This window comes from Paenibacillus sp. JJ-223, from assembly GCF_927798175.1.
Taxonomy (GTDB): Bacteria; Bacillota; Bacilli; order Paenibacillales; family Paenibacillaceae; genus Paenibacillus; species Paenibacillus hubeiensis.
In genome coordinates this window covers 200471-224730 of record NZ_CAKMMP010000009.1, presented here as the reverse complement: position 1 = coordinate 224730, position 24260 = coordinate 200471, and the positions used below count along the sequence as shown (strand labels likewise).

Annotated in this window: 22 protein-coding genes; 5 read left to right on the top strand and 17 right to left on the bottom strand. The window is 50.1% G+C overall.

Translation table 11 applies throughout. The features are described from left to right. Positions 1-42 precede the first annotated feature (42 nt). From L6H98_RS17370 to L6H98_RS17350, 5 genes are all read right to left on the bottom strand, one after another. Positions 43-1065: an NADH:flavin oxidoreductase/NADH oxidase gene (locus L6H98_RS17370; protein ID WP_236416977.1), complete on the bottom strand. Its 1023-nt coding sequence runs from the start codon at positions 1063-1065 to the stop codon at positions 43-45. A gap of 138 nt (positions 1066-1203) precedes the next feature. Continuing rightward, positions 1204-1629, bottom strand: a complete 426-nt coding sequence (locus L6H98_RS17365) for a MarR family transcriptional regulator (protein ID WP_236416975.1) — start codon at positions 1627-1629, stop codon at positions 1204-1206. 16 nt (positions 1630-1645) lie between these two features. After that, on the bottom strand, positions 1646-2023 hold the full coding sequence (locus L6H98_RS17360; RefSeq protein ID WP_236416972.1) for a rhodanese-like domain-containing protein: 378 nt from the start codon (positions 2021-2023) through the stop codon (positions 1646-1648). A 266-nt stretch (positions 2024-2289) separates the two neighbouring features. Beyond that, on the bottom strand, positions 2290-3432 hold the full coding sequence (locus tag L6H98_RS17355) for a GerAB/ArcD/ProY family transporter (RefSeq protein ID WP_236416971.1): 1143 nt from the start codon (positions 3430-3432) through the stop codon (positions 2290-2292). Positions 3433-3561: 129 nt separating this feature from the next. After that, a complete protein-coding gene (locus tag L6H98_RS17350; RefSeq protein ID WP_236416969.1) occupies positions 3562-4662 on the bottom strand; it encodes a GerAB/ArcD/ProY family transporter in 1101 nt (366 codons plus the stop codon). A gap of 186 nt (positions 4663-4848) precedes the next feature. Here L6H98_RS17350 and L6H98_RS17345 point away from each other — a divergent pair, with 186 nt between their 5' ends. Continuing rightward, positions 4849-6132 carry a stalk domain-containing protein gene (locus tag L6H98_RS17345; RefSeq protein ID WP_236416967.1) on the top strand — a complete coding sequence of 428 codons (1284 nt, stop codon included), beginning with the start codon at positions 4849-4851 and terminating at the stop codon, positions 6130-6132. A gap of 158 nt (positions 6133-6290) precedes the next feature. Here the strand turns inward: L6H98_RS17345 and L6H98_RS17340 are convergent, their stop codons facing one another. From L6H98_RS17340 to L6H98_RS17300, 9 genes are all read right to left on the bottom strand, one after another. Continuing rightward, positions 6291-6428, bottom strand: a complete 138-nt coding sequence (locus tag L6H98_RS17340; protein ID WP_236416965.1) for a paeninodin family lasso peptide — start codon at positions 6426-6428, stop codon at positions 6291-6293. Positions 6429-7089: 661 nt separating this feature from the next. Continuing rightward, complete coding sequence (locus tag L6H98_RS17335) at positions 7090-7752, bottom strand: hypothetical protein (protein ID WP_236416963.1); 663 nt, start codon at positions 7750-7752, stop codon at positions 7090-7092. A gap of 272 nt (positions 7753-8024) precedes the next feature. Continuing rightward, positions 8025-8456, bottom strand: coding sequence for a MarR family transcriptional regulator (locus L6H98_RS17330; RefSeq protein WP_236416962.1), 432 nt, complete (start codon positions 8454-8456; stop codon positions 8025-8027). Between the two features lie 234 nt (positions 8457-8690). Beyond that, entirely contained in the window at positions 8691-9575 is an 885-nt protein-coding gene (locus L6H98_RS17325) for a carbohydrate ABC transporter permease (RefSeq protein WP_236416961.1), read from the bottom strand. Positions 9576-9597: 22 nt separating this feature from the next. Further along, on the bottom strand, positions 9598-10488 hold the full coding sequence (locus tag L6H98_RS17320) for an ABC transporter permease subunit (RefSeq protein ID WP_236416960.1): 891 nt from the start codon (positions 10486-10488) through the stop codon (positions 9598-9600). A gap of 97 nt (positions 10489-10585) precedes the next feature. Next, entirely contained in the window at positions 10586-12280 is a 1695-nt protein-coding gene (locus tag L6H98_RS17315; RefSeq protein ID WP_236416959.1) for an extracellular solute-binding protein, read from the bottom strand. Between the two features lie 162 nt (positions 12281-12442). Beyond that, positions 12443-13582 carry a response regulator gene (locus L6H98_RS17310; protein WP_236416958.1) on the bottom strand — a complete coding sequence of 380 codons (1140 nt, stop codon included), beginning with the start codon at positions 13580-13582 and terminating at the stop codon, positions 12443-12445. Further along, positions 13579-15339, bottom strand: a complete 1761-nt coding sequence (locus L6H98_RS17305; protein ID WP_236416956.1) for a sensor histidine kinase — start codon at positions 15337-15339, stop codon at positions 13579-13581. The genes L6H98_RS17310 and L6H98_RS17305 overlap by 4 nt, the downstream gene beginning before the upstream one ends. A gap of 163 nt (positions 15340-15502) precedes the next feature. Beyond that, on the bottom strand, positions 15503-17446 hold the full coding sequence (locus L6H98_RS17300; RefSeq protein WP_236416953.1) for a beta-L-arabinofuranosidase domain-containing protein: 1944 nt from the start codon (positions 17444-17446) through the stop codon (positions 15503-15505). Positions 17447-17587: 141 nt separating this feature from the next. Between L6H98_RS17300 and L6H98_RS17295 the strand changes: the two genes are divergently transcribed. After that, positions 17588-18433: an AraC family transcriptional regulator gene (locus tag L6H98_RS17295; RefSeq protein ID WP_236416950.1), complete on the top strand. Its 846-nt coding sequence runs from the start codon at positions 17588-17590 to the stop codon at positions 18431-18433. Positions 18434-18508: 75 nt separating this feature from the next. On the opposite strand, the gene L6H98_RS17290 is transcribed toward L6H98_RS17295, so the two are convergent. Next, the gene (locus L6H98_RS17290; protein WP_236416948.1) at positions 18509-18925 is read right to left on the bottom strand and encodes a MerR family transcriptional regulator; all 417 of its coding nucleotides are present in this window, start codon (positions 18923-18925) and stop codon (positions 18509-18511) included. Positions 18926-19093: 168 nt separating this feature from the next. Here L6H98_RS17290 and L6H98_RS17285 point away from each other — a divergent pair, with 168 nt between their 5' ends. Next, on the top strand, positions 19094-19441 hold the full coding sequence (locus L6H98_RS17285; RefSeq protein WP_236416945.1) for a carboxymuconolactone decarboxylase family protein: 348 nt from the start codon (positions 19094-19096) through the stop codon (positions 19439-19441). A 73-nt stretch (positions 19442-19514) separates the two neighbouring features. Continuing rightward, on the top strand, positions 19515-20555 hold the full coding sequence (locus L6H98_RS17280; RefSeq protein ID WP_236416943.1) for an NAD(P)-dependent alcohol dehydrogenase: 1041 nt from the start codon (positions 19515-19517) through the stop codon (positions 20553-20555). Positions 20556-20693: 138 nt separating this feature from the next. Here the strand turns inward: L6H98_RS17280 and L6H98_RS17275 are convergent, their stop codons facing one another. Next, positions 20694-21521, bottom strand: a complete 828-nt coding sequence (locus tag L6H98_RS17275) for a serine/threonine-protein kinase (RefSeq protein ID WP_236416940.1) — start codon at positions 21519-21521, stop codon at positions 20694-20696. 263 nt (positions 21522-21784) lie between these two features. After that, on the bottom strand, positions 21785-23176 hold the full coding sequence (locus L6H98_RS17270; protein ID WP_236416939.1) for an MFS transporter: 1392 nt from the start codon (positions 23174-23176) through the stop codon (positions 21785-21787). Positions 23177-23290: 114 nt separating this feature from the next. On the opposite strand from L6H98_RS17270, the gene L6H98_RS17265 reads away from it, so the two are divergent. Next, positions 23291-24187, top strand: coding sequence for a LysR family transcriptional regulator (locus tag L6H98_RS17265; protein WP_236416938.1), 897 nt, complete (start codon positions 23291-23293; stop codon positions 24185-24187). Positions 24188-24260: the final 73 nt, after the last annotated feature.

The window sequence follows — 24260 nt, the reverse complement described above, 5'->3', positions numbered from 1 at the left end:
GGATATTTTGGAATGTTTGGTTAGTTTATTCGCAACGATCGTTTAGAATCCTGCCGAGTATTGCTTCGGAATCGAAGTTTCTTTTCTCAGATTCGATGCCGCTTCAAGTGCCCAATGCGGGTTTCTCAGCAGCCCTCTGCCTACGGCTACCAGGTCCGCGTCTTCATTGCCGATCACCGCATTGGCGAGCTTTGCGTCATCCAATCTGCCGACGGCGATGACGGGAACATCGAGCGCTTGCTTGATGTCACGGGCGAGCGGCACCTGATAGCCCGCATGCGTGCCGGGTCTGCCAAAAGCCGCAATCGGGCCTTCGCCGCCGGAGGAAACGTCAAACATGTCGATGCCGGCTTCCTGGTAAGCTTTAGCAAAAGCGATGCTTTCCTCGATGCCATATCCGCCTTCAACGTACTCTTTGGCGGAAATCCGCATGATCAGCGGCATGTCTTCAGGCATTTCTCCTTTAACAGCCTGAATGACTTCGCGGCCGAACAGGATAAGGTCCTGACCGTACTCGTCGTCGCGTTTATTGGTCAGCGGAGAATGGAATTGATGAATCAGGTAGCCGTGGGCACCGTGGATTTCAATGGCATCGAATCCGGCTTTCACCGCTCTGGCCGCCGCACTGCGGAATTTTTCGACCATGTCCTTCACTTCGGCCGTCGTCAGTGCGCGCGGTTGTTTGTAATTTTCGTCAAACGCGATCGCAGACGGCGCCACGGGAACCTCGGCATCTTCGGCTTTGCGTCCCGCATGGGCAATCTGAATGCCGACTTTGGCGCCGTAACTGTGGCAAGCATCCACGATTCGTTTCAACGCCGGGATCTGATCGTCCGACCACAGCCCAAGATCGAAATCGGAAATGCGGCCATCGGGTTCCACATCGGTCATTTCAATAATAATGAACCCGGTACCGCCCACAGCACGGCTTACATAGTGCAAATAGTGCCAATCCGTAGCAATGCCATCTTTGTTTTCAACAGAATATTGGCACATGGGAGGCATCACGATCCGGTTTTTCAAATCCAACCCTTTCAATGTATACGAACTAAATAGATCTTTCATCGTAAATCTCCTCTCACATCTCTGTTATCTATATAAAACATGCATGAACACGCATGTGAATGGGGATGAGACATTTCTTCAGATTCATTCCGTACCAGGAAGGAACACGCTTTACGATCCACTATCTCCTTCTTCGCCTCAACCGAGCTCGGCAACCAACGATTCCATTACCGTTTTCAACCCCTTGTTCAGCAGCTTTTCCTGCAATACTTCGTCAAACGTTTCAAGCGCGCCGCGCAGTTTCATTTCGCCCCGTTCGGTTATGCCGGTGTAGATCCCTCTGCGGTCCTTCTCGCACATATGTCTTTCCAACGCGCCGCAGGTTTCGGCCTCCATCCGTGCTACAAGCCGGGATGTTGCGCTTTGGCTCAAACCGATCTTCTCTTGCAGCTGTTGCAAGCGGAGCTCTTTATCATCGGTTTGCGAAATAAAATACAGCACATAGAATTCTTTTAAAGACAAACCGTATTTCTGTTGAAGCACCTGTTCCAGTTGTTCATTGATCTCGGATTGGATATGCGTCAATGAAAACCAGGTGTCCAAACGTTCGTCTGTTGTTCTCAATGCGTACACATCCATTCTATTTTGGCGTTGACACAACCGGCTTACGATCCATTTCTACAACGTACAAGGATTGAAACCCCTTTTTGCGCAAGATCCGCGCGGCCTTTTTGGCCCTGTACATTTCGTTGGACAAAATAAAAATGCGTTCTTCTCTCAACAGATGTTTATGCCATACATACGGAAGGCGGCCCAATGAAATATTGATGGAATCCGGAGTCGGTTGGTGTTCATACTCAGAAGCGTCCCGGATATCGACAATTTTGAAATGGTGCAAGCTCTCCTTCTGATTGATCAAGCTCCGATAATGGATTTGCGTAAGATATGGGGCAGGCCATAATCGGTGAATAAGAACAACCAATCCGGTCAACACGGAGATCATCATGAACCAAAACATTTCCCTCACATCCTCGCTTCCGATGTACACGTTTGTGGCGCACCTCCATCGATTACAAAAAGCATGCGCATGCATTCAATTTAAAGGATCTGTTTTCTGCTGTCAAGCGAAAATTCATGCTGCCCAACACGAAATGCTTATATGGGTAGTTTGAAGCCGTTGATGGTTACTCCAGTCAACCGGCTTCACTTCTCACCTCGGCGCAGTCCTTCATTCATTTCGGCTTATGAACGTACTCCGAATTAAGACCAAGCGCTCTTTTATGCTCATGGCGTCTCTCCTTCTGTTTGAACATTCCCTGCACCTGCCTTGTCCCCCTTCGCCCGTTTTTTTCGAATCAGGCTTACCGACAACAGTAATATCGGAACAATCCCGAACAAAACCAGAAAGACGTTGTCCAGCTTGTTTCCTAATTCAATGGTTTCTTCCACATTTTCAGGAATCATCGCAACAAGATAAACGAAGGGGAACAACGTATAGATAATGCCCTTAACATGTTGGATTCGGAATACCACGCTCACTCCAATCGAAGCAGAATAGTGGGAAATCGCGAACACGGCATAAATTTGCATGATCCAAATGATGAGCAAAAAGGACTCGAAGTGCTCAAAAACGAGCCCCTCAATCTCAAAACTGCGGATCAGATCCAGTGTGGGCCAGGTCCGATTCCATATCCCATCGATGGAAAGACTGCCGATAACCATCACCACAGTGATCAGATAAAACGCCGTCGTTATTCCGGTGCTCCACAAAACGGCCTTGCGTCCTTCGTTCGGCTTTTTCATGTTTGCTGCCAAAATGAACAACACCTCAAATCCGATAAAAGACAGCAAGCCGGGCTTGACTCCCTTCACGACAGGCAAAATGCCCTCTCCAAGCAATGGTCTTAAATAATTCAGATGGAACAGCTGAATGCTGAGCAGGACCTCTAGCACGAACAGCACCAGCGTAATCGGCAAAATAATCCCCAGCACACGTACGATGACCTTTAACCCCCCCAGCAGCATATACATCCCGATCCACATAAAAATCATCATTATGGCCCACAGGGGCGTCCCCTCGAGCAAATACATGCCCGTCACCTCGGCCATAATTCGGATCTCGTAAGCAGCCCTTACGAGAAAATATACGATCATGCAGAACCCGATCGGGATCGCGATCCATTTGCCCGTAATCTCCGGCATGAATTCGAACAGTGTTTTCCCCGGATATTTCCTGCACAGTCCAACCATAATGTACCCCATGCCCACAACGACGGCTCCTGACAATATGATGGAAATCCAAACATCCGGAGTTCCGCCAGCCAGGACCGTTGATCGGGGAACCATAAAAATGGCCGCGCCGAGCATGGCATTGATCAAAACCACAATCGTATCCGTTGTGCTGATTTGCGATGGGGATGGATTCACTTCCTTCACCTCCGGCGATGTTTTTTCAATTCAATGTTGCTTATGATCCAATGAGGCTGCATTCGATTTCTTGGTTGTAATCGCTCTTTCTCGAACCGGGTCAACATTTTTTCTGCATTGCGAGAGTTTCTATAACCTGCCTGCCGCCCCTTTTCTCGCAAAGCTGAGGATCAGGAGCATCAAGGGCATCAATCCGAACAAAAATATGGATATATCACCCAGTCTGTCTCCCAAAGACAAGGTTTCATCCAAATTCCGTGGCAAATAGGATAGCACGTACAGAACCGGAAGCAGCGCATACTGTATAACCTGCACGTTTTTGAGCCGAAATAATTCCCGCAATCCGATCGACGCAAAATAGTGCTTAAAAACATATGTGGCAAAAATTTGCGTCAACCAAAAAACGAGGAAAAAGGACTCGAAACGTTCGAAAAAAAATCCTCTGATTTCAAAGCTTCTAACCATGTCTAATGTCGGCCACGTTCTTGTGTGAACCCCCTCCAAAGACAAATTGCCAATGACCATCACAATCGTAACCAGATATATGAGAGTCGTCACCAGTACGCTGTAAATGACCGCTCGGCTTCCTGCTTTGGCGTTGGCCATAAAAGCCGTTGTTATTAATACTACCTCGTAACCCGAATAGGACAGAAATGAAGGTTTGATGCCTTTCAACACAGGCATGAACCCTTCGCCCAGCATCGGCCGCAGGTTGTTGAGATCAAATAACCGCCCGCTCAAAAGGAATACCAGCAGAAACAGCGCCAGCGTGATCGGCAGCATGATTTCGAAAACCCGTATCATCACCTTCAGTCCGCCATTCATCATATATATTCCGATCCACATGATTACCATGATGGAAACCCAGCTTGGGGTGCCTTTTAGCAGGTACATGCTTGTAATTTCCGCCATAACCCTGATTTCAAACGAACACAACACAACAAAATAGGAAACGATTAACATCCCCAAGACATATGCTCCCCATTGCCCCGTAAGTTGCGGAAGGAATTCAAACACCGTTTTTCCAGGAAACCGCCGGCACAATGCCACCATCATTAGGCCGATCGCTGTAACTAACAGCCCTGACATCAGCACGGAGATCCATACATCCGGGGTCCCTACCGCCTTGCTGATGGTACGGGGAAGCGTCAAAATGCCCGCACCGAGCACACTGTTTAAAACGACGATAACGGCCTCGGATGTGTTCAATTTGGTGCCTGCTTCACGCATAAATAGGTATCACTCCACTCAGGAGATTTTGACCACAGTATCTCCAACACCCACCATTTTATGTAAACGAATCTTCTTTACCTACCCTTTGAAAATTGGAACTCTATGAAAATTTTGCTATACTATACCATGCTAGATTCGTAGTTATGAATACGATCTTCGTACATGCATTGGAGGTAATCAGTTATGTTCGCACATCGTGTCGGAAGAAATGCCCTTGCTGCGATTGTTGCATTATCCCTGTTCGGGGCTGCTCCGGGTGTCAGCCATGTACAGGCAGTTCCCGGCATTTCGGTCTTGCTTGATGACGTTGGCCTGCAATTCGATGCCGCTCCCCGGATCGAGAAAGGCGTTACGTATGTTCCGTTCCGCACGGTGGGCCAAGCTTTAGGCATCGAAATTGCCTGGAACGGCAAAACCCAAACCGTTCAGGCTGCAGGCAGCGTAAAAGGTGAAACCGTTGAAGTTCTGCTTCACGTTGGCAGTAAGACAGCCACGGTGAACGGTAAACAGGTTAAACTGGCAGCTGCTCCAATCCAGAGAGAAGGACGCGTGCTGATTCCGCTTAGTTCATTCAGCGCCCAATTCGGCGTTGGCGTAAGTTGGAACCAATCGACACGTACCGTTTCTCTCGTATCTCCGCAAAAGGAAATGCACCTTAGAGCTTTCTATGCCGTGCAGTCCTTCCAGGAAAGGGATTTGGTATCCTCCATGAATTCGGTCGCCTACGGCTGGAGCCGCATCGACCGCGATGGTCAATTCACGCTGGAGGGCGATGAATACCGCATGCCTGCCGCTGCCGGAGAAGTAACGCCGCAGTCCCTTGTTCAAGATGCAGCCAATCAGGGGGTTCGCCCGTATCTGATGGTTTATGCGTTGGATGGCAGCGGGGAGTTAACCCGGATGCTGAGCGACAGCAGCATGCGTCAAAAATCGATCGATGGAATTGCTGCTGCCGTCAAGGAGAACGGATTTGGAGGAATCGTGCTGGATTTCGAAGGCCTCGGCTTCAAACTGGATGCCGTTGAACAGCAAAAGTTGTTTAACCAATACGTCAAAGAGTTGAAGAATGCCGTCGCTTCCGACATCTCCCTGTCGATCGCCGTGCCTCCCTTGAACGGGGCTTACAAAGGCTACGACTACAAAACGCTCGCTTCGGTTGCCGACGATCTGATCATCATGGCGTATCAGTATAATCCCGTCGGCACCAAAGCGCAGGTACCCGAGCCGAACTCCCTTGTGGAGCAAGCGATCAAACTTGCGCTGGAAGCTGGCGTACCTAAACAGAAGCTGCTGTTAGGCATCAGTCTGGGCAGCGAGAAACCTGATTCCGTCGATGACAAGCTGGGGCTTGCCAAGCGATACGACCTAAAAGGGGCAGCATTCTGGCGACTCGGCTTGTTCCGCGCGTATAACAGCGGAATGGAAAGTGCCGTCCATGCATCGGCCATCAAAGAAACGGAATCATAATCTGCAGTGGAACCAATCTGCTCCCTATGGAGAGGTTGGTTCTTTTTTTCGCCAACCAATGAAAAAAAGTCGCCCATGGGCGACCTTGAGAGAGAGATTATGTTCATAAGTACAGCTCAGCACGGAATACCTGAACCCATATGGCTTGTGGAAAAGGATTAGGACAGTGGATCATAAATGTCCGCATCATGTTCCGTAACCCAGTCGATTTGTCTGTAACCTGCACCAGCCAACGTTTGAGCAACGTCCAGTACTTCCAATACGGGAGCTTGCCACATTTCTTTTTTCGCTTCCATCTTAGCCACCTCCTTCTTGGAAAGATTCAATGCTCATGATGCAACCTTGGCAATACATTATGTATCGCAAAGATATTATAAGATACATTTCGTATCCAGTAAACATTTAATTCCATTTTCCACCCCCGGCAATCTACTCATTTCTACATGCCAGGGACAATAGCACTTAACAATCCAAGGAGATCCCCATATATTGCACTATCAACAAGTTAGGGGGGATTCACAGTGAAGAAAAAATATTATTCTCATCATCATCACCATCACGGCCATAAGCCGAAATGCTTTGTCAAAAAAATCACCAAAACCGTCGTTACTAAAGTCAAATTTGTTCCGATCGCAAAGAAAAAGCACTCTCACGTGAAGATTGAAATCGTTCCTTGTAAAAAAAGAAGATACTATTAATTTCATCTAGCTTGGTATGCAGGATGCCCCATTATGTGGGGCATCCTGCATACGATTTTGAAGAACTACACCTTAACGGATGTACATAAAGCCCTGCCATGATTCCACTGGAAATGCCTGTTACGACCGTCTGCCAAAAATAGTTATGGATCTATTCACAAGGCCAAACAAAGGGGGCGGCATGGTTCTTATCCCCTTACGAAGGACAAGGACTTTTTTGTTCGCACTAAAAAAGTCGCATGTTCTGCGACTTCATCGTTTAACCGTTCAATGATTTATACGGCTGAAAAGGCTGCGAATGCCGCATTCTGAATTGTTCAAACACGCATTGAATGTCAGCCTCGCTCAGGCCATGTCTTTTGAAGTAATACATGATCGTTTCCAAATCGGTAGGATCGCCCGCATGGATTCTCTCCACTTTGTTCATAAAAGCTTGTACGGTTTGCGACTGTATACTGCCCATCGGTTCGCACAACCAAAAGTCAACGCGCTTTACTTCTCCGGTGGCCGTCCAGCGCAGCTGCTCATACTGGATCACTTCCCAATCATGATACCCGGCCTGAATTTGCTCATACTCCGTCTGCAGCATATCGTACAGCAAATGCTGCGGCACACTCCCATGCACACTGTAATAATCTTTTAAATTAAGACCCTGCACGCGCTCCGTGAGCACGAACTTGCCTGGGGCATAAGCATACATTTTAGGGACATGGCGAAGATTCTGCATGGATAACATGGCATCACATTCCATCTCTCCGTCTAACTTCCCTCGAGCGGTATATACTTTCAGACTGTAATTTTCCAATTCGTACAGCGCTGAGCGGTCCCCCATCAATGAAGCCTGCATGTTCAAGTGACCGTTGCTTTCGTAATGTTCCAGCAATTGCACGATGTTGGCCGAAAGCGGATTTACAACCTTCATAAGAACTCACCTCGAATCTGTTCCAAATATAAAACGTTTTCTTAAATAGCTCAAGTTTTTATTTTAAGGGGTACAACCCGGATGAACATATCCAATTTCACCCGAACATGAACGATCTGCTCGAAATTTGTGCATTCCATTTCAAACTACAATTTGATCATATCGGCTGGAACGCGTTTCATGTCAATGGTGATTTTGGAGTGTGTTTAAACAAAGAGCCATTCACCCCCGGGATCCCGGAAAGGAGATTGGCTCTTTGTCGTGACGTTCGCTTACAGTTTTTGAATCAGCGACTGGATCTGCTGTTTGAGATCTCCTTGCTGCAGAGAGGTTTCCAGCATCTCGTTAAACGTAACAAGCGCTTTGCGGAATTTCTCTTGCCCCAGACCGGTAATGCACGTGTAGATCCCTCTGCGGTCATCCTCGCAAATATGCCGGTTCAAGGCACCGCAGTTCTCAGCTTCCATCCGGCCGACAAGCCGGGATATGGCACTCTGGCTCAAGCCAACCAGGTCCTGCAGCTGCTGCAGCCTTAATTTTTTCTCATCGGTCTGCATCAAAAAATAAAGCACGAAAAATTCTTTCAACGACAAACCGTATTCAGCTTCTAATACACGCTCCAGCTCATCATTGATGTTCGTTTGAATATTCGTAAGGGAAATCCACGTATTTAAAAGTTCGTTCGAGTTATTCGCTGCGTTCATTCAATCACCTGATCTATTCAGTAATATAAAACGAAACCCATTCGCCCATCCTGCATCCATTATGCGAATAACTAATTTTATCAAGCTTCCTCCATTTGGTCAAAATGTAAGCCAAAAAAGCCTTCATGAACAAGGAACGGATCGGTCCATCTTCATGAAGGCTTTTTCGATTTGCATAAAATGCACCGACCAGGGGCCCATGCCATATCCGCCCGAATTCATATGAATGAAGCGCTACTCCTTTACTGACCCAAGCGTAATGCCATGGATGAAAAAACGCTGCAGGAACGGATACACAATAAGCACGGGAAGCATGGCAATGAATATTTTTGCGGCATTCAGCGTTTGATTGGATAACTCGTTCATCCGCTTGTATTGGTCTTCCGTCATGTTGGACGCGTCGATGACGACGACGAATTGCTGGATTAACGTTTGCAGCGGATAATGATCCTGTCCGGAAGTCAGCACCAGCCCGTGAAAGAACTCGTTCCAATGATACACGATGGTGAACAACGTGACTGTAGCCAGTACCGGCACGGCCAGCGGAACATAAATGGTGATCAACATGCGCCACGGTCCGGCCCCGTCCACAAGTGCAGCCTCGTCCAGTTCCTTGGGCAGATTCCGGAAATAGTTCACGATCAGAATAACGTTAAATACCGGCACTCCCCCGCCTAGAACAAGCGCCCAAATGGTATCATACAGCCCAATCGCTTTCACGGTCATGTACCAGGGAATCAAGCCGCCGTTGAACAGCAGCGTGAACACGAGAATCCACATGAATACGTTGCGCATCCGGAATTCGCGCGGGCTCCTGGAGAGCGGATAAGCCATCATCGTTGTTACAACAAACGTGATGGCTGCCCCAAGCACCACCCGCTGAATGGAAATCCAGAAGGAATTGAAAAAGGAACGGTCTCCGATAATTTGCTGGTATGAATTGAAATTGAAACCAACGGGCCACAGCCATACTTTCCCGGCAGCAGCCGCCGATTTCTCGCTTAAAGATACCGCCAGCGTGTACCAGAGGGGCAATATACACAGGAATGCGATCAACAGCAGCACGACCAGCAGCGTGACATCGAACACCCGGGATCGCAGCGTCGTTTCTCTTATCATCTCGCTCGACTCCTTCTCCTTATCAGAATATGCGGTAATTGGCGAACTTCGAAGCCAGCAGATACGAGACGATGATGAGCACAAAGCTGACTACCGATTTTAGCAGGCCAACCGCGGTTGCGAGTCCGTACTGCATGTTCAGCAACCCTTCGCGGTATACCCATGTATCGATAATATCGCCCGTCGAGTACAGCAGCGGATTGTACAGATTGAAAATTTGATCAAAACCTGCATTCAGCACGTTTCCCAAACTTAACACCGCCAAGAGTACAATCGTCGTGCGCAATCCAGGCAAAGTCACATGCCAGATTCTGCGCATCCGGCTGGCTCCGTCCATCGAAGCTGCTTCGTACAAGGCTGGACTGATGCCGGTCAGCGCGGCCAGGTAGATGATCGTGTTGAAACCGAATTCCTTCCATACGTCACTACCCACGACAATAAACGGGAATAAGTCTGCTCGGGCAAAGAATAACACCGGTTCAAATCCAAGGATGCTCAGCAGTCCGTTGACAGGACCCGTGTACGAAAACACGTCGAGCAATATGCCGGACAGAATGACCCAGGACAAAAAGTGAGGAAGATACACGATCGTTTGCACCCAGCGTTTGACCACCAAGAGACGCAGTTCATTGAGCATGATCGCAAAAATCAACGGCACGATCAGATTGCCGGCAATTTTCATGACGGCTATATACACCGTATTGAAGAAAATGGTCTTGGTATCGTTCAGGCTGAACATATATTCGAAGTTCTCCAGCCCGATCCAGGTCGATTTCCAGATGCCTTGACCCGGGTTGAAGTCCTGAAAAGCAATGGCAATCCCGAACATCGGTATGATGCTGATGAACAGCAGCCACACCATTCCGGGCAGCAACATGACGTAATAATGTTTGATGAAACTTCGGTTCCGCATCCGGTGTTCCTCCTCCGCAATCTCCATCACGTTCTACTCAAGAAGAAGCGCCGGATGAACCCGGCGCCCTGGACAGCTGCCCCCTTAAAATGACGTACTACTTCACGTACTCTTTGACTTCCTCGGTGATTTTGTCCCCGCCCTGCTTCTTCCAGTCGCTGACGAACGTATCGAACGTATCGAGAGGGGCCGCTCCCATAATGATCTTCAGGAATGTTTCGTCCTCCAGCTTCTTCAGGTTGGACCAGCGGCTCTCCATCGTGCGGGTCTGGGAATACAGAAGGCTATATACCTTGTTGTAGTCCTGCTGCAAGGACGATGATCCGACCAACAGGGAATAGATGCGGCTCCATACGCCAAGGTCTGCCTGAGGGTCCCAATACTGGATGTCCATATTGTCATACGGCTCTTTCTTCACCTTTTTGACATTCTGGATATCTGCCGCAAGCAGTTTGTAACCCGGATCGGTAAAGTCTTCGGGTTTCTTCGTACCGGCGAGTACCTCTTGCAGCGCTTTCGCCGAATATTCGCTCTCATCCATGTAAGACATCGGAACACGCAGCGGGTAGTGCCCCACTGGCACGGAGATATCGAACGTCGACTCGTCGCGAATGAGCAGGTTCAGCATTTTGATGACAGCTTCGGGATGCTCGTATCCTTTGCGAACGACGACGAATACGGTAGAAGGAGCGCCCATGTGGGCGTTGAATTGCCCGTCGGCATCCAGCGGCAACAAGTAGGCCTGCCAGTTGGCATTCGGATCATTTTTGATGGCATCGGGCAGAGGTCCATACCCCATCCACCACGGCGCGAAAAAGATACCCGCATTACCGTTGACCACAGGCTCGGACGCGCTTTTGCGAATGCCGAGTTCCTTGTCGATTAACCCGTCAGCGTACATATCGCGCAGTTTGGCGAGCGCTTCCTTCGTTTCCGGCAAAATGGAACCATAGACCGGGTTGCCCGCATCGTCTTTTAACCAGTAACCGGGATACGCCTTGTAGGCCCCGAAAATCGGATCAAGTCCATACGTGTTGTTGGTCGACTCCAGGAAATTGGCGTATAACCGCCCGCCGTTCTGCTGTCCGGCAACTCCGATCGTATCATGCTTACCGTTGCCGTCCGGATCCTGTTCCACGAATGCTTTCGCGACCTGCTCCAGTTCCTCCATCGTTTTGGGCGGCTCAAGCCCCAGCTTGTCGAGCCAGTCCTTGCGGATCCACATTTGGTGAACGCCGTCGGAGTGTACTTGTATACTAGGAATGGCATACATTTTTCCGTCAAATGTGACCGCCTCGGCCGATACGCCGTTCGTTTTTTCCATATAACTCTTCATGGCCGGCGAAGCGAATCGATTAAATGCATCTGTCAGGTCTTCCAGCTGCCCCGCCTTCACCATCGCCCGCAGCTGAGTATCCTTGACCACAAGCGCGTCGGGCAAATCGTTGCTTGAAATCGCCAGGTTCACTTTCTGCTCGTAGTTCGTGCCGGTGGCCGCCTGCCAGGTGACCTTCGTATCAATGTTCAGGTTATCCTTCACATAACGCGAATACTGGTTATTCTCCGGGGTATCCCCGGCAGGCAAGCTTTTGTCCGTTGGATCGACCTCTTTGCCATACGTCAGGGTAATCGTCTGATCATACTTGCCGAACGGATCTGCCGGCCCTTCTTCCGTAACGCCTGGCGTGGTACTGTTCCCCGCCGCTTCGTTCTCCTGGCTGCCCGCGCTGCTGCAGGCGCTCGTGAATGCGAGCAGCAGCATCATCGCCACCATGACCATTTTTTTGCCCAAATGGATGCTCCCCCTTTATTGGAATGTCATTCGCGTCCAGCACCAACAATATAACACGAGCCTGAAACATCGATAGATAGAGAACCGAACGAGAAACAGGAGGTGAAACGTCCGATTTTGTTAACGCTTACAATTCATTTATCCCACCCAAGCTCCATCCGTCTACCCTCGTCTTGGCGCATTCCGGTATTCGCTCGGCAGCATGCCCACCTGCTCACGGAAGATCCGGCTGAAGTACTTCTCGTCGGCATAACCCGTATGCTCCGCAATCCAGACAATCGGTTTGGCGGTTTGAGTCAAGAAATCCCGTGCCTTATCGATCCGGATTTTGCGCAGATATTCATTAAAAGAATAACCGACCATTTCCTTGAAGCATTGATTGAAATAACTGCGGCTGAGATTAACGCGCTTCGAGACATCGCTGGCGAACAAAGGTTTGTGTAACTCGTCATGTACGATTTTGACGGCAGTCAAGATGCTGCTGCTTACCTCTTTGCGGAGATACTGGCCCCCCGATAAACCAAGTGCTGCTGCGCGAAATTCCGCCATCCATTCCACCACGTCTTGCCAGGAGGCAAAATGAACGGGCGTGATCATTTCTGTTTGTACAATGGTTTTGAATATGCGGTTCCAGTCTACCGTGACGCCGTAAAGCAACTGCATCAACCGGGGCACGGGCAATTGCATAAGCCTCAATTCTTGCAGCATTTCATTCATATATCGCTCATCATGAACCCAGCGAAACGAGTGCAGCTTGTCCTTTATGCCTCCATCCTCCGCCTCAACCAAAGTTGCTCCGGTCTGCTCCCGTTCGCCATTCGATTCGTTCAGTGATTGTGCACCGCCTCTTTCAAGCTCTCCGTAAAACAGTGCATCCTTACCGGATTCCGATGCAATATCGTCGTTGGAGCGTTTACGCCTGTCAGCCTGAATACGGTCATGAATGCGTCCAAGCACTTCTTCGAACCGTTCCTTCTCCAACTGCACTTTGGCAATGTAATCAATGGCGCCCAGACGCAGCGCTTCCTGAATGTATTCGAAATCCTGATGCAGCGTCAGAACCGCAATTGGCAAATCCGGGTATTGCTTGCGCGCGGCACGGATTAACTCGATCCCTGACATGACGGGCATGGCCAGATCGGTAATCAACAAATCCACGCGGTTCTCCGATAAAAATTCAAGTGCCTTCTCCCCGTTCCCTGCTTCGCCAATCACCTTCATTTCAAAAGCATCCCAAGGCATCGCGAGCATGAGCCCTTTGCGCACCAATTGATCGTCATCGACGATCAGCACGTTGATCATGATGGTTCCTCCCCTTTGCATTGAATCGGCAGCCCAATGACGATCCGGGTTCCCTTCCCCGGCTCACTGGTGACGATCAGGCTGGCATGGCCTTCATAATAAGACTCCAGCATACGTTTGACATAATTCATGCCGATGCCCATGCCAACCCGATGTCGTTCGACCTGCTCCTGTTCCAGCAGTACTTTGATCTTTTCTTCGGAGATGCCTCTGCCGTTGTCCCTAATCGAGATTTCAAGCCAGCCGTTGTGCCTGCTTACTTCCACTTCGATCCTTCCCTTGTCATCCAGCCCATGGTACAGCGAATTTTCAACGAGCGGCTGCAAAATGAACCTCGGTACCGATACGTTAAGCAGTTCGTCATCGATGTGTATGCAAACATCAAATTGAAAATTATAGCGAATCTGCTGCAAGATCAAATACTGCCTGAGCGAATCGATCTCCTCCCGGATGGTAGAGCTCTGGCCGCCTTTGCGCAAATTGTAATAGAGCAGCTTGTTCAGCGAAGTGACGAGTCGGTCAATCTCCTCTTGACCATTCATGACAGCCAGCCAATGGGCAGTATCCAGCGTATTCATCAGGAAATGCGGATTGATCTGGTACAGCAGCTTCTCGATTTCCAGATCCGCCCTGCGCTTCTCTTTGAGTTCGACCTCGGAATACAATCTTGCAATGTGGGACTTCATCCGCCCGAACTGTGTCAGCAGCATTTCAAATTCCGGTATGCGCGAGTTGGCGTCCACCACGTTGAAGTTGCTGTTCAGCATCTGCTTCATCTCCCGGTGGAATTGGGACAATGGCCGATATACCATTTTCCACAACAACCAGCCGATGGCCAAGCTGACTGCTGCAAACAGCACGGTTAACAGGACCATCTGCATCACCCAGCGGTTTTTCTCCTGGTCGTAATCCGCTTTGGAGATAAGGGAAACCACGCTCCATCCCTGGTTGCTGAATTGCCTGTACCAATAATAGCCCGAAGTGATCCCTGAAGCTGCCGCAGTAAGCGAAGGATTGTCCGAAGCCGGAAACGCCGCGTTTTCGGGAAATACATCCCTTAACTCGCTGTACGAGACACGTCCATGATTATCCAAAATAAGATGAGCTGTGTTTTTGCTGACATCATCCAGGTCAAGAATGCTTTGCGTCAGGTTAAACCCGCTTTCAATGTATACATAGGCATCGCCCCGTTCGGGCAAATCCACCTTTCGCAGCGCGGAAAGAACATATTGATCGTTAAATCGGTCATTGCTGATATGAGGCCCAAAATACGTGATTCCGTAATATTCGGCCATAATTGGCAGCTGATCCGGATCAAATGAATCCTTTACCCCCATCGTTTCAAAGAGAACGTTCCCGTCTTCGCGAAAATAGTACATGCTTAACCCGATATTGGGATTGGTGAACGCAATCAGGTTCAGCTGGTATTTGATCTGGTCGGTTAAATAACTGCGGTCATAGGGTTGATCTGCAATCATAAGCTGTTCCAGCTGTTTGCCGATGCTTCCTTCGAAGGCGAGCTGCTGGGAAACATGGTTCAGGTTGCTGAGCGTGTTTTCCAAAGAAAGGGTCACCTGTTTCAGATTGCTCTGGATGCCGGATTGCAATTTGGTCGTGAGAATGGAATTGATCGTATTGTAGGATAGGTAGCAGGATAAGAGGAAGGGGATGAGGGCCACGGCGGCAAAAAGCAGAAGAATCCGATTTTTTAGCGTAATTCGTTCGATACGGGACTTTTGTACATGTTCTCTATCCATGCATTCAACTCCGCTTCCGCGTTTCAACATGCAGGGCATGACGGAAGGCCCCCGGTAGTACAGAGGGACCTTCTGTCCTGCAAGAATGAAACCGCACATTATGGTCGGGCAACAGTACAACGCCTTGAAAACGGGGGGTTGCGCTGATACCTCCATCTCTGCATCAATGGCGCAGCCAGACGCTCATTTCACCAGGTTCACGGTTCCCCCATAAGTAATAAGGAATCGCCGTAAAGCGTACCGGCGTGCGGGGTTTGCGAATCGGCAGGTACGGCTGATCCTCCGGCCATGCGGATGCGTCGGCGGTCAATCCGTCACCCTCCACCACAACACAACCGCCGAGCAGATGCGGGGCTTCGCGCTCCGTCAAGTTGGCTGCCTCGGCAATGGATAACGAGGCAAGCGGTGCTCCGTTATCCGCCTCTTCCACGCAGTATACGAGCGGTCCGCGCTGAATGGCAGCTTTACCGGCGTCAGCCCGAATTTGCGGATGAGCTTCGATCAACTGCGTTTCCATCGGCAGCAGCCACTCCAGCGCATCTCCTTCCGACCAGAGACGGCGGATATGAGCATAACCGTTGTTCACCATATATGCCTGCACTTCGCCATTTACTCGCAGAACAGGCTTCCCGCTCTGGAACCAGTTCGGAATCCGCAGCGCCAGCGTAAAGTCCGTGCCGTCTGCGCTTCCTGGAGCAAGCGAGACGTTGAAGTCAACTTTGCCGTTCCATGGGAGCTCGGAATGCTGACGAAGCGTGACTTCCCTGCCTTCGGCCGACGTAAATTGCACCGTGCTGCCAATGTACAGATGAACGTGAACCGCGTTCTCCTCCGCAGACACATCATAAATATAATCGTTCAGCGAGCTGAGCAAACGGGCCACGTTCGGCGGGCAGCAGGAGCAGCCGAACCATTTTTGGCGGACCGGTTTCACATGATGCTTGTCCGGATTGCGTTTGCTGGCCTCCGGCCATACCTCAAGCGGGTTGACGTAGAAAAAATGTTTGCCGTCCTTGGACATGCTGCCAAGCACGTTGTTGTACAGCGCACGTTCCATCACGTCCGCATATTCGCTTTTCGCTTCCAGGCGAAGCATCCGGCGCGCCCAGAAAATCAGTCCGATGGATGCGCAAGTCTCCGCGTACACCGCGTCATTGGGCAGATCATAATCGAAGGTGAACGCCTCGCCCAGATGCGTCGCGCCAACGCCGCCCGTAATGTACATCTGTTTACGGGTGGTATTGGCCCACAGCCGTTCGCATGCCGCTCGCAAACTGTCATCCCTCGTTAAACGAGCCAAATCGGCCATGGCCGTATACATATAAACGGCACGCACAGAGTGTCCGACCGCAGCCGTTTGCTCGCGCACCGGCAGATGCGATTGGTACATCTCCAGATTGGGCGAACCTTGCGACCAGAGCCCCGTTCTGCCGCGCCGTTCCCATTCCTGGACGAAATAACTCGGGCTGCTGCCCCGCTCATCGATGAAATATTGGCTCAATTTCAAATAACGCTGCTCTCCGGTCGCATGGTACAGCTTGACCAGTGCCAGTTCGATCTCCTGGTGTCCGCAATACGCTCGCATCTGATTCTCCCCTGTGCCGAAAAGCGTATCGATCAAGTCGGCGAAACGGCATGCAATGTCAAGCAGCTTCCTTTTGCCCGTCGCTTCGGCATAAGCCACTGCGGCTTCGATCAGATGTCCCGCGCAGTACAGCTCATGGGCCTCGTACAGGTTGGTCCACTCTTTGCCCGGCTCCTTGATCGTAAAATAAGTATTGATGTACCCATTATCGCGCTGCGCCTGACCGATCAGATCAATGGCTTCGTCCGCGATGTTCTCCAAATCAGGATCAGGATGGCTCCGCAGCGAATAAGCAACCGCTTCCAACCATTTATATAAGTCGCTGTCCTGAAACACCCATCCCCCGAATTCGCCCTGTTCCAGACCGGCAGCGATTCGGAAGTTTCGGATGGCGTAGCTCGGCTCCGCCCCTTCAATGCGGTCATTCAGCGCTTCCCATTGATATGGAATGACCGTTTGACGTACCAGCGCGGAATAGCCCTCCCAAAATTGGTCCCGGATGTGAACCTGTGTTGTCTGCATCAAACGTACCTCCTATATAAATTGACTCTTTACGAACTCCATTATATGCTTGGTATTACTCACTTAATAGCAATGGAATGAACCAATTTCTATAAAATATAACACAGGCAAAGGGGTGTGAACGTTCTGGACGAAAACACCATGATTGAGCTTCGGATGCCCCCGCTCCCCTATTATTTGGGATCAGGCCGGACAGAGTACACCATCGGGGATCAGCATCCCCACCGCAGTCATATTGGAGCGTATGATTTATTGATTATTGTCCGTGGAGAGATGTACATCGGCGAGAATGGATCGCAATGGACGCTCACGGAGGGAGACATGCTCCTGCTGCTGCCAGATGCAGAACACTATCCTGTCAGGCCCTGTGAGCGGGATACCGTTTTTTATTGGGTTCACTTTGAGCATGCACCCAAACGGGATGCATTTCCGGCAGAGCAAACGGAGAGCAGTCCATCCCCCTACTCAACCAGGCCATTCATTAACCCTTACACGCTGCGGCTGCCGAAATACATGCATTTGCCTGACCCGCGGACGGTGTTGGGGATGGTGGAGCAATTGCTGGCCCAACCGCCCTCCCTCTCCTTTTGGCAGGAACAGCAGCTGCTTGGCGAATTGCTCGGCTTGCTCGAAGAAGGGAGCTTTGGTCGAACGGATTCGGTGGCTTCCCGACTGGCGGAACGGACTGCGGCATACCTTCAGGCCCATTATCGCGAGAAAATCACCAATGAAGCGATCGCGTCGGCCCTGCATTTTCATCCGAACTATATCGTTCGCTGCATGAAAGCGAGATACGGCTGCACGCCGTCGGACTATCTGCAGCAGTATCGGCTGGAACGGGCCAAACGTCTCCTGGTCACGACCGACTGGTCCATTGACCGGGTCGCCGAGGAAGTCGGGTTTCGTTACTCCCCCTATTTCTCCTCCTGTTTCAAACGTGAATTCGGACTTTCGCCGCTGCAATTCCGCAAACAATATTTGAAATGAAAAAGAGCGAAATCATCCCGTACCCTTTACGGTGTGATTCGCTCTTCTTTGATGTTCAAGCGGTAATGCAGATATTCAATTGCCCGTTCTTGTTTCCTTGGATTCGGCGATCCGATCTGTATCGAGTTCTGCTTCGCAAGCGGACAATATTCCATCATAATCATCGATTTTCAGATCCAGTCTGCGAATGGTCTCCTCGATTTCCCGCTGCTTGGCTGCCAGTTTCGTGCGTTCGTCGATAAGGATTTTTTTGCGATCCTCAAGGGTATGGTCCCCTTTCATGAACAATGAGGTATATTCGATCAGCGCTTCGATGGTCAACCCTGCGCTCCGCATGCATTTGATGAATTCCACCCACTTGATATCCTCTTCCGTATAATCGCGGACCCCGTTCTCTTTCCGACGTACCGGCGGAATCAACCCGACCTGCTCGTAATATCGAAGCGTTGCCGACGTCAAATCGAATTGCTCTGCCACTTTCGTTATATTCATTGATTCACCCCATTAATCTTCGTCGTTTTAACTTATCACTTAAAGTTAACTTGAAGTCAAGAGATATGCATCCAACTAAAAAAAATTAAATCCCCTCTTGCCTTCAAGTGGACTTGAAGGTCTATACTGCATCTTGCGCCTGAAAAAAACGATAGGAGGCTGATCGATATGGCGGAAAAGCAAACAGCCGGACGGGATCTGCTGGGCGGCTTCGCACCCAAATTCGCCGAACTGAACGACGACGTCCTTTTTGGTCAAGTATGGTCCAGGGAACAAGAACTCTCCCCTCGCGACCGCAGCATGATTACGATTGCTGCATTGATTGCCGGAGGCAGCTTCGAACAATTGACTCCTCATCTTCATAGAGCAAAAACAAACGGCGTGACGAAAGAGGAAATCAGTGAAATCATCACGCATCTTTCCTTCTATGTCGGCTGGCCGAAAGCCTGGTCTTCGTTCAACATTGCCCAGGAAATTTTTAACACGGAGCAAGAGAACGCGGATCGCAATGCCTAATGAGCATCTGCAGCAACACTCTCTATTTTATAAAACTCTCACTAAAAATAAATAAACAAAGGAGTTTTGAATCATGTGTCAGACCAAAGTATTGAGCGCACCAAGCGCAAAAGCCAAATTCGAAAGAACGACGATCGAGCGCAGAGACCTGCGTCCGCAAGATATTCTGATCGATATCAAATACAGCGGCATCTGCCATTCGGACATCCATAGCGCCTACGACGAATGGGGCGGCGGCATCTTCCCGATGGTCCCTGGCCACGAAATTGCCGGTATCGTCGAAGCTGTAGGATCGGAAGTATCCAAGTTCAAAGTCGGCGACCGCGTTGGCGTTGGCTGCTTCGTGGATTCTTGCGGTGAGTGCGAATACTGCTTGAATGGAGACGAGCAATACTGCACCAAAGGCGTGGTACAAACCTATAACAACCTGGATTATGACGGAAACCCGACATACGGCGGTTACAGCCAAAAAATCGTCGTCAAAGAAGGATTTGTCGTTCGCATTCCGGACAGCCTCGGCCTCGATGTGGCAAGTCCCTTGTTGTGCGCAGGCATCACGACCTATTCCCCATTGAAACATTGGAATGCAGGCCCTGGCAAAAAAGTAGCCATCGTCGGCATGGGCGGATTGGGCCACATGGCGATCCAATACGCGCACGCGCTTGGGGCCGAGGTTACTGTGCTGAGCCGCTCCATGGACAAGAAAGACGAAGCACTCCGCTTTGGCGCAGACCACTATTATGCTACCGGCGATGCGGAAACGTTCAAGACGCTCGCGGGCCGCTTTGACCTGATCCTGAACACCGTATCGGCCAACCTCAATGTGGATGCTTATCTGTCACTGCTGCGCATCGACGGCACGATGGTTAATGTGGGTGCGCCTGCCGAGCCGAATCAATTCAGCGTATTTTCGCTGATTATGGGCAGACGCAGCATTGCCGGTTCCCTCGTCGGCGGCATCGCCGAAACCCAGGAAATGCTTGATTTCTCCGCAGAACATGGCGTCGTGCCGCAGATCGAAGTCATTTCCGCCGATCAGGTAGACGAAGCGTACGAGCGCGTGCTGCGCAGCGATGTTCGTTATCGCTTCGTCATTGACGTCGCTACGCTGTAAGTTGTATAGCTAAAATGGAAGGGCGGCCTGTTTACAGGTCCGCCCTTTCGATCATGCTCATGGTTGCGTGCATCCGTATATTTTGATTAATCCCATGAAATTTCCGCAACGATGAATAACCGATTCCCCTCATCCGGCTTATCGGGCTAAAGCTTCCGTCCAAGCCGAATGAAACTCGTTAATGCTTGAGTACCGCTCTGCCTTTTCCGCCTGCACGGCCTTCAAGGCAATAGGGTACAATTCATCCCCTGCTCTCCACGCTTCCCGCGAACGATCCGTTCCGCCGCCGAACAGCTGGAAAGCGGCAGCACCCATCAGATACACATTTGATCTTTCGTCAATCACGGCCCCTTGTTGAAACTCTTCCGGCGACATGTAACGGCTTGACCCCCACATCCGCCCCATCGTGTTTATGATCGGTTTGTTTTTGCTATAGAACTCGATGTCGCACAGCATCATTTGCTTTCGCTCGAAATCGTACAAGATGCAACCGTCATAAAAATCGATGGCGATGTACCCTCGTGAGTGAACATGGATATGGAATAACACAATTTCATGAAAGATGTTTAATTTTTCTGTCAGCGGCAACGTTTCAAACCGTGCATGCGACGCATACTGCCTTCCCATACAATCGCCCTCAAACCAATCGAACACGGTAATATATCCTCCGTTAACTTCCTTATGCCCGATCAACTGGATTAGCGCGGGGTGAGACAAGTCTTCGTAAATGGAAATCGTGCCTTTCATGCGACTCACGGCTTCATCCGGGCTTGTATTGGACCGCACGGTCGACGCTCCCGCTAGTTTTACAAACCGTTTCCGTTCTGCACTCTGAACTCCGAAACACAAATTGCCCGAATCCTGCTGGTCATAAACTTTAAACACGCGTCCATAGTCCGACAGAAACTCAAAATCGAAGTCTTCTTGCAAATCAAACGAAACGCCATCGATCGTTTTGGTGATCATTGCCCACGCTCCCATCGGAATTCAGAATCACTATTTACACAGAGCCACTACGTGGTCAGAACCATCTTCCGATCGCTGTTATCCCCAGATTTTTCTTATCCCTTTCTCAAGGGGAAAATCCGGTGATAACTTATGCTTCCGATGCAGCTTTCCTTCAGAAAGCTTTTAGGCGACCGCTTCGCTTCTTCAGATTCTTTCTGCCCTCTCCGTTCTCGTTAATTATATCGTTCAATTTATATTTACTGGCACAGATATTATAATTTTCATGAAAACGTCTTGTCCACTACGGCTGATTCGGACTTTTTCAGGTTAATGATAACCAGAGACACGGCAATGACGGCAAGAACCAGACCAAGCACACGAAATCCCGAGGCGCTGAACTGTTTACCCATAATAACGCCTGTTAACAATGACGAGCCGATCGTACCCAAATATCGCGACGTATTGAACAGTCCGGATGCGACGCCGATCATTTCATGGGGTGAACTATGGAACAGCGCTGCCTGTATTCCCACTCCGTTCAAGCCATTGGCGATCCCGAATGCAGCCAAAGCCACGATCACTCCGAAAACGGACGAGTACGCATTCAAACTCACCATCCATATGGAACCAAACACCATAAGTGCGCTGGAAGCCAACAATACTGGCCGGGCTCCCGCACGATCCACCCAACGGCCTGCAAACGGCGATGCCACAAGCGAACATAGTCCCAGCGTCAGCATGATCAAACCCGTATTAAATTCGTCAACAGCCCGAACCATCTGCAAGTACGAAGGCACGCCGAAAAACAGCGCATAATATAACACATTGATCAGGATGTATTGTACGTTGACCCAAGCCATGCCCGGATACCGGACAAATGCCCGCAAAGGAATAAATGGTTTATCTATAGCCAGTTCGCGCCTAATGAACAAAACGAATGCGATTAACCCGACAACCCCGGTGATTACCGGCCACAAGGACCATTTTCCGACAGAGCTCCAGGAGAGCAAGCTTACCAAAGTGCCGATCAACGCCAAGGAGAACAGCAATATGCCGTAGAGATCGATGAACTGCAACCATTCGCGAAAAGATCTTGCTCTCGCTTCGGACTGTCGCGTGTTTTCAGTCGGAATGAACCTCCACGATAACAGGAACCCTGCCACCACGAACGGAACGTTGACGAGAAAAATGGCGGGCCAGTCCTGCCAATGGATGAGCATTCCACCGACAAAAGGTCCGATCGCAGCCGCGCCGGATAAAAAAATGGACAATACCGACAAGGCCGCCCCTTGTTTGGTCGTCACATGCACGCGAACGAGTGCCATGCCAACGGCAATCATCATGCTTGTGCCAATGGACTGTATGATCCGGAAAACGATTAACCAGCCAAAGGTCGGGGACAACGGCGCCAGCAAGGAGGAGATAAAAGCAACGGCAAGGCCGGTCAAAAATATTTTTTTGCGCCCGAATAGGTCACTGGCTTTGCCCATAATGGGTTGGGCGATTGCGCTCGCAACATAAAACGAAAACACGATCCACGATACCGTCGCAAAATCCAGCGCATACACTTCTTTCAGCCTGGCCACGGCCACGGAGATCATGGATGAATTCAAGGGGTTCAATAAAATGCCGAGCCCTACCGAAATGATTAACCATCTGCGATTCACATTCATTGTGGTACCCTCCTGTTGTTGATGATGTCATCTTACCGGAGGTTGTTCATTTATTCCAACGCATTTTATGTTATGATTTCATGTACTTAAGGGAATAAGCAAAGGAGAATGGAGATGGAACTGTTACAATTGCACTATTTCTTGGCCGTCGCCAGGCTGGAGCATGTCACCGAGGCAGCACGTAGCTTGCACGTTACCCAGTCTTCGTTAAGCAAAACGATTCAGCGGCTTGAAGAGGATTTGGGGGTGCCCCTCTTCGACCGTACGGGAAGGAAATTGCGGCTGAATGAATTCGGTAACCGTTTCCTTCAGCGTGCGGAGAGAGCATTATTTGAATTGGAACAGGGACAGCAGGAGCTCAAGGACTTGTCCGGTCCGGAACACGGTACGTTGGAGCTGGCTGTAACCACCGCAAGCCGGCTGCCGCAAATTTTGAGCATTTTTCGGCAAAAGCACCCTCATCTTCATTTTCATGTGCAAATGCTGACCACGGATGAGATGCTGGTTCGCCTTCATCGCGGAGAGGTCGACTTCTGCCTGTCTTCGCCCCCGGTTAAATCGGATGAAATTCACTGCGAAACGGTATATGCCGACCCGATTCTCGTGGCCGTCCCCCATGGTCATCGACTGGCCAATCGGCGCAGCGTGCCTTTGTCGGAATTAAAGGACGAATGGTTTATTGGCGTAAAAAAAGGCTACGCTACGCGCGACCTCGTCGATGCCAGATGCCGATCGGTCGGATTCGTACCCAACTACGTGTACGAAGGAGATGAACCCGCCAGGCTGAGCTCGCTGGTGGAAGCCGGGATCGGCATTGGATTCATCCCGGGCACAGCAAAAAATCCGAGAGAGCGGATATCTTATTTGCGAGTAGAAGACGTTCAGTTGGTGCGGGAAATCGCCCTGTTATCGCACAAAAACCGATATATCTCTCGTGCTGCCCATGATTTTCGCGAGGTCGTTGTCGAGTACTTCGCGACGTTATCATTAGAAGATCAGCACCAGACATGAACAATGAAGAGGACCTGCCGCTAGGCTTGAGCTGCAGGTCCTTTTACCAAAATCTTCGGTTATGGTTATAAGA

Coding starts and splice junctions, on each gene's coding strand:
- L6H98_RS17370 (WP_236416977.1), bottom strand. CDS start 1,065: ATGAAAGATCTATTTAGTTCGTATACATTGAAAGGGTTGGATTTGAAA.
- L6H98_RS17360 (WP_236416972.1), bottom strand. CDS start 2,023: ATGTTTTGGTTCATGATGATCTCCGTGTTGACCGGATTGGTTGTTCTT.
- L6H98_RS17350 (WP_236416969.1), bottom strand. CDS start 4,662: ATGCGTGAAGCAGGCACCAAATTGAACACATCCGAGGCCGTTATCGTC.
- L6H98_RS17345 (WP_236416967.1), top strand. CDS start 4,849: ATGTTCGCACATCGTGTCGGAAGAAATGCCCTTGCTGCGATTGTTGCA.
- L6H98_RS17340 (WP_236416965.1), bottom strand. CDS start 6,428: ATGGAAGCGAAAAAAGAAATGTGGCAAGCTCCCGTATTGGAAGTACTG.
- L6H98_RS17335 (WP_236416963.1), bottom strand. CDS start 7,752: ATGAAGGTTGTAAATCCGCTTTCGGCCAACATCGTGCAATTGCTGGAA.
- L6H98_RS17330 (WP_236416962.1), bottom strand. CDS start 8,456: ATGAACGCAGCGAATAACTCGAACGAACTTTTAAATACGTGGATTTCC.
- L6H98_RS17325 (WP_236416961.1), bottom strand. CDS start 9,575: ATGATAAGAGAAACGACGCTGCGATCCCGGGTGTTCGATGTCACGCTG.
- L6H98_RS17320 (WP_236416960.1), bottom strand. CDS start 10,488: ATGCGGAACCGAAGTTTCATCAAACATTATTACGTCATGTTGCTGCCC.
- L6H98_RS17310 (WP_236416958.1), bottom strand. CDS start 13,582: ATGATCAACGTGCTGATCGTCGATGACGATCAATTGGTGCGCAAAGGG.
- L6H98_RS17305 (WP_236416956.1), bottom strand. CDS start 15,339: ATGGATAGAGAACATGTACAAAAGTCCCGTATCGAACGAATTACGCTA.
- L6H98_RS17300 (WP_236416953.1), bottom strand. CDS start 17,446: ATGCAGACAACACAGGTTCACATCCGGGACCAATTTTGGGAGGGCTAT.
- L6H98_RS17295 (WP_236416950.1), top strand. CDS start 17,588: ATGATTGAGCTTCGGATGCCCCCGCTCCCCTATTATTTGGGATCAGGC.
- L6H98_RS17290 (WP_236416948.1), bottom strand. CDS start 18,925: ATGAATATAACGAAAGTGGCAGAGCAATTCGATTTGACGTCGGCAACG.
- L6H98_RS17285 (WP_236416945.1), top strand. CDS start 19,094: ATGGCGGAAAAGCAAACAGCCGGACGGGATCTGCTGGGCGGCTTCGCA.
- L6H98_RS17280 (WP_236416943.1), top strand. CDS start 19,515: ATGTGTCAGACCAAAGTATTGAGCGCACCAAGCGCAAAAGCCAAATTC.
- L6H98_RS17275 (WP_236416940.1), bottom strand. CDS start 21,521: ATGATCACCAAAACGATCGATGGCGTTTCGTTTGATTTGCAAGAAGAC.
- L6H98_RS17270 (WP_236416939.1), bottom strand. CDS start 23,176: ATGAATGTGAATCGCAGATGGTTAATCATTTCGGTAGGGCTCGGCATT.
- L6H98_RS17265 (WP_236416938.1), top strand. CDS start 23,291: ATGGAACTGTTACAATTGCACTATTTCTTGGCCGTCGCCAGGCTGGAG.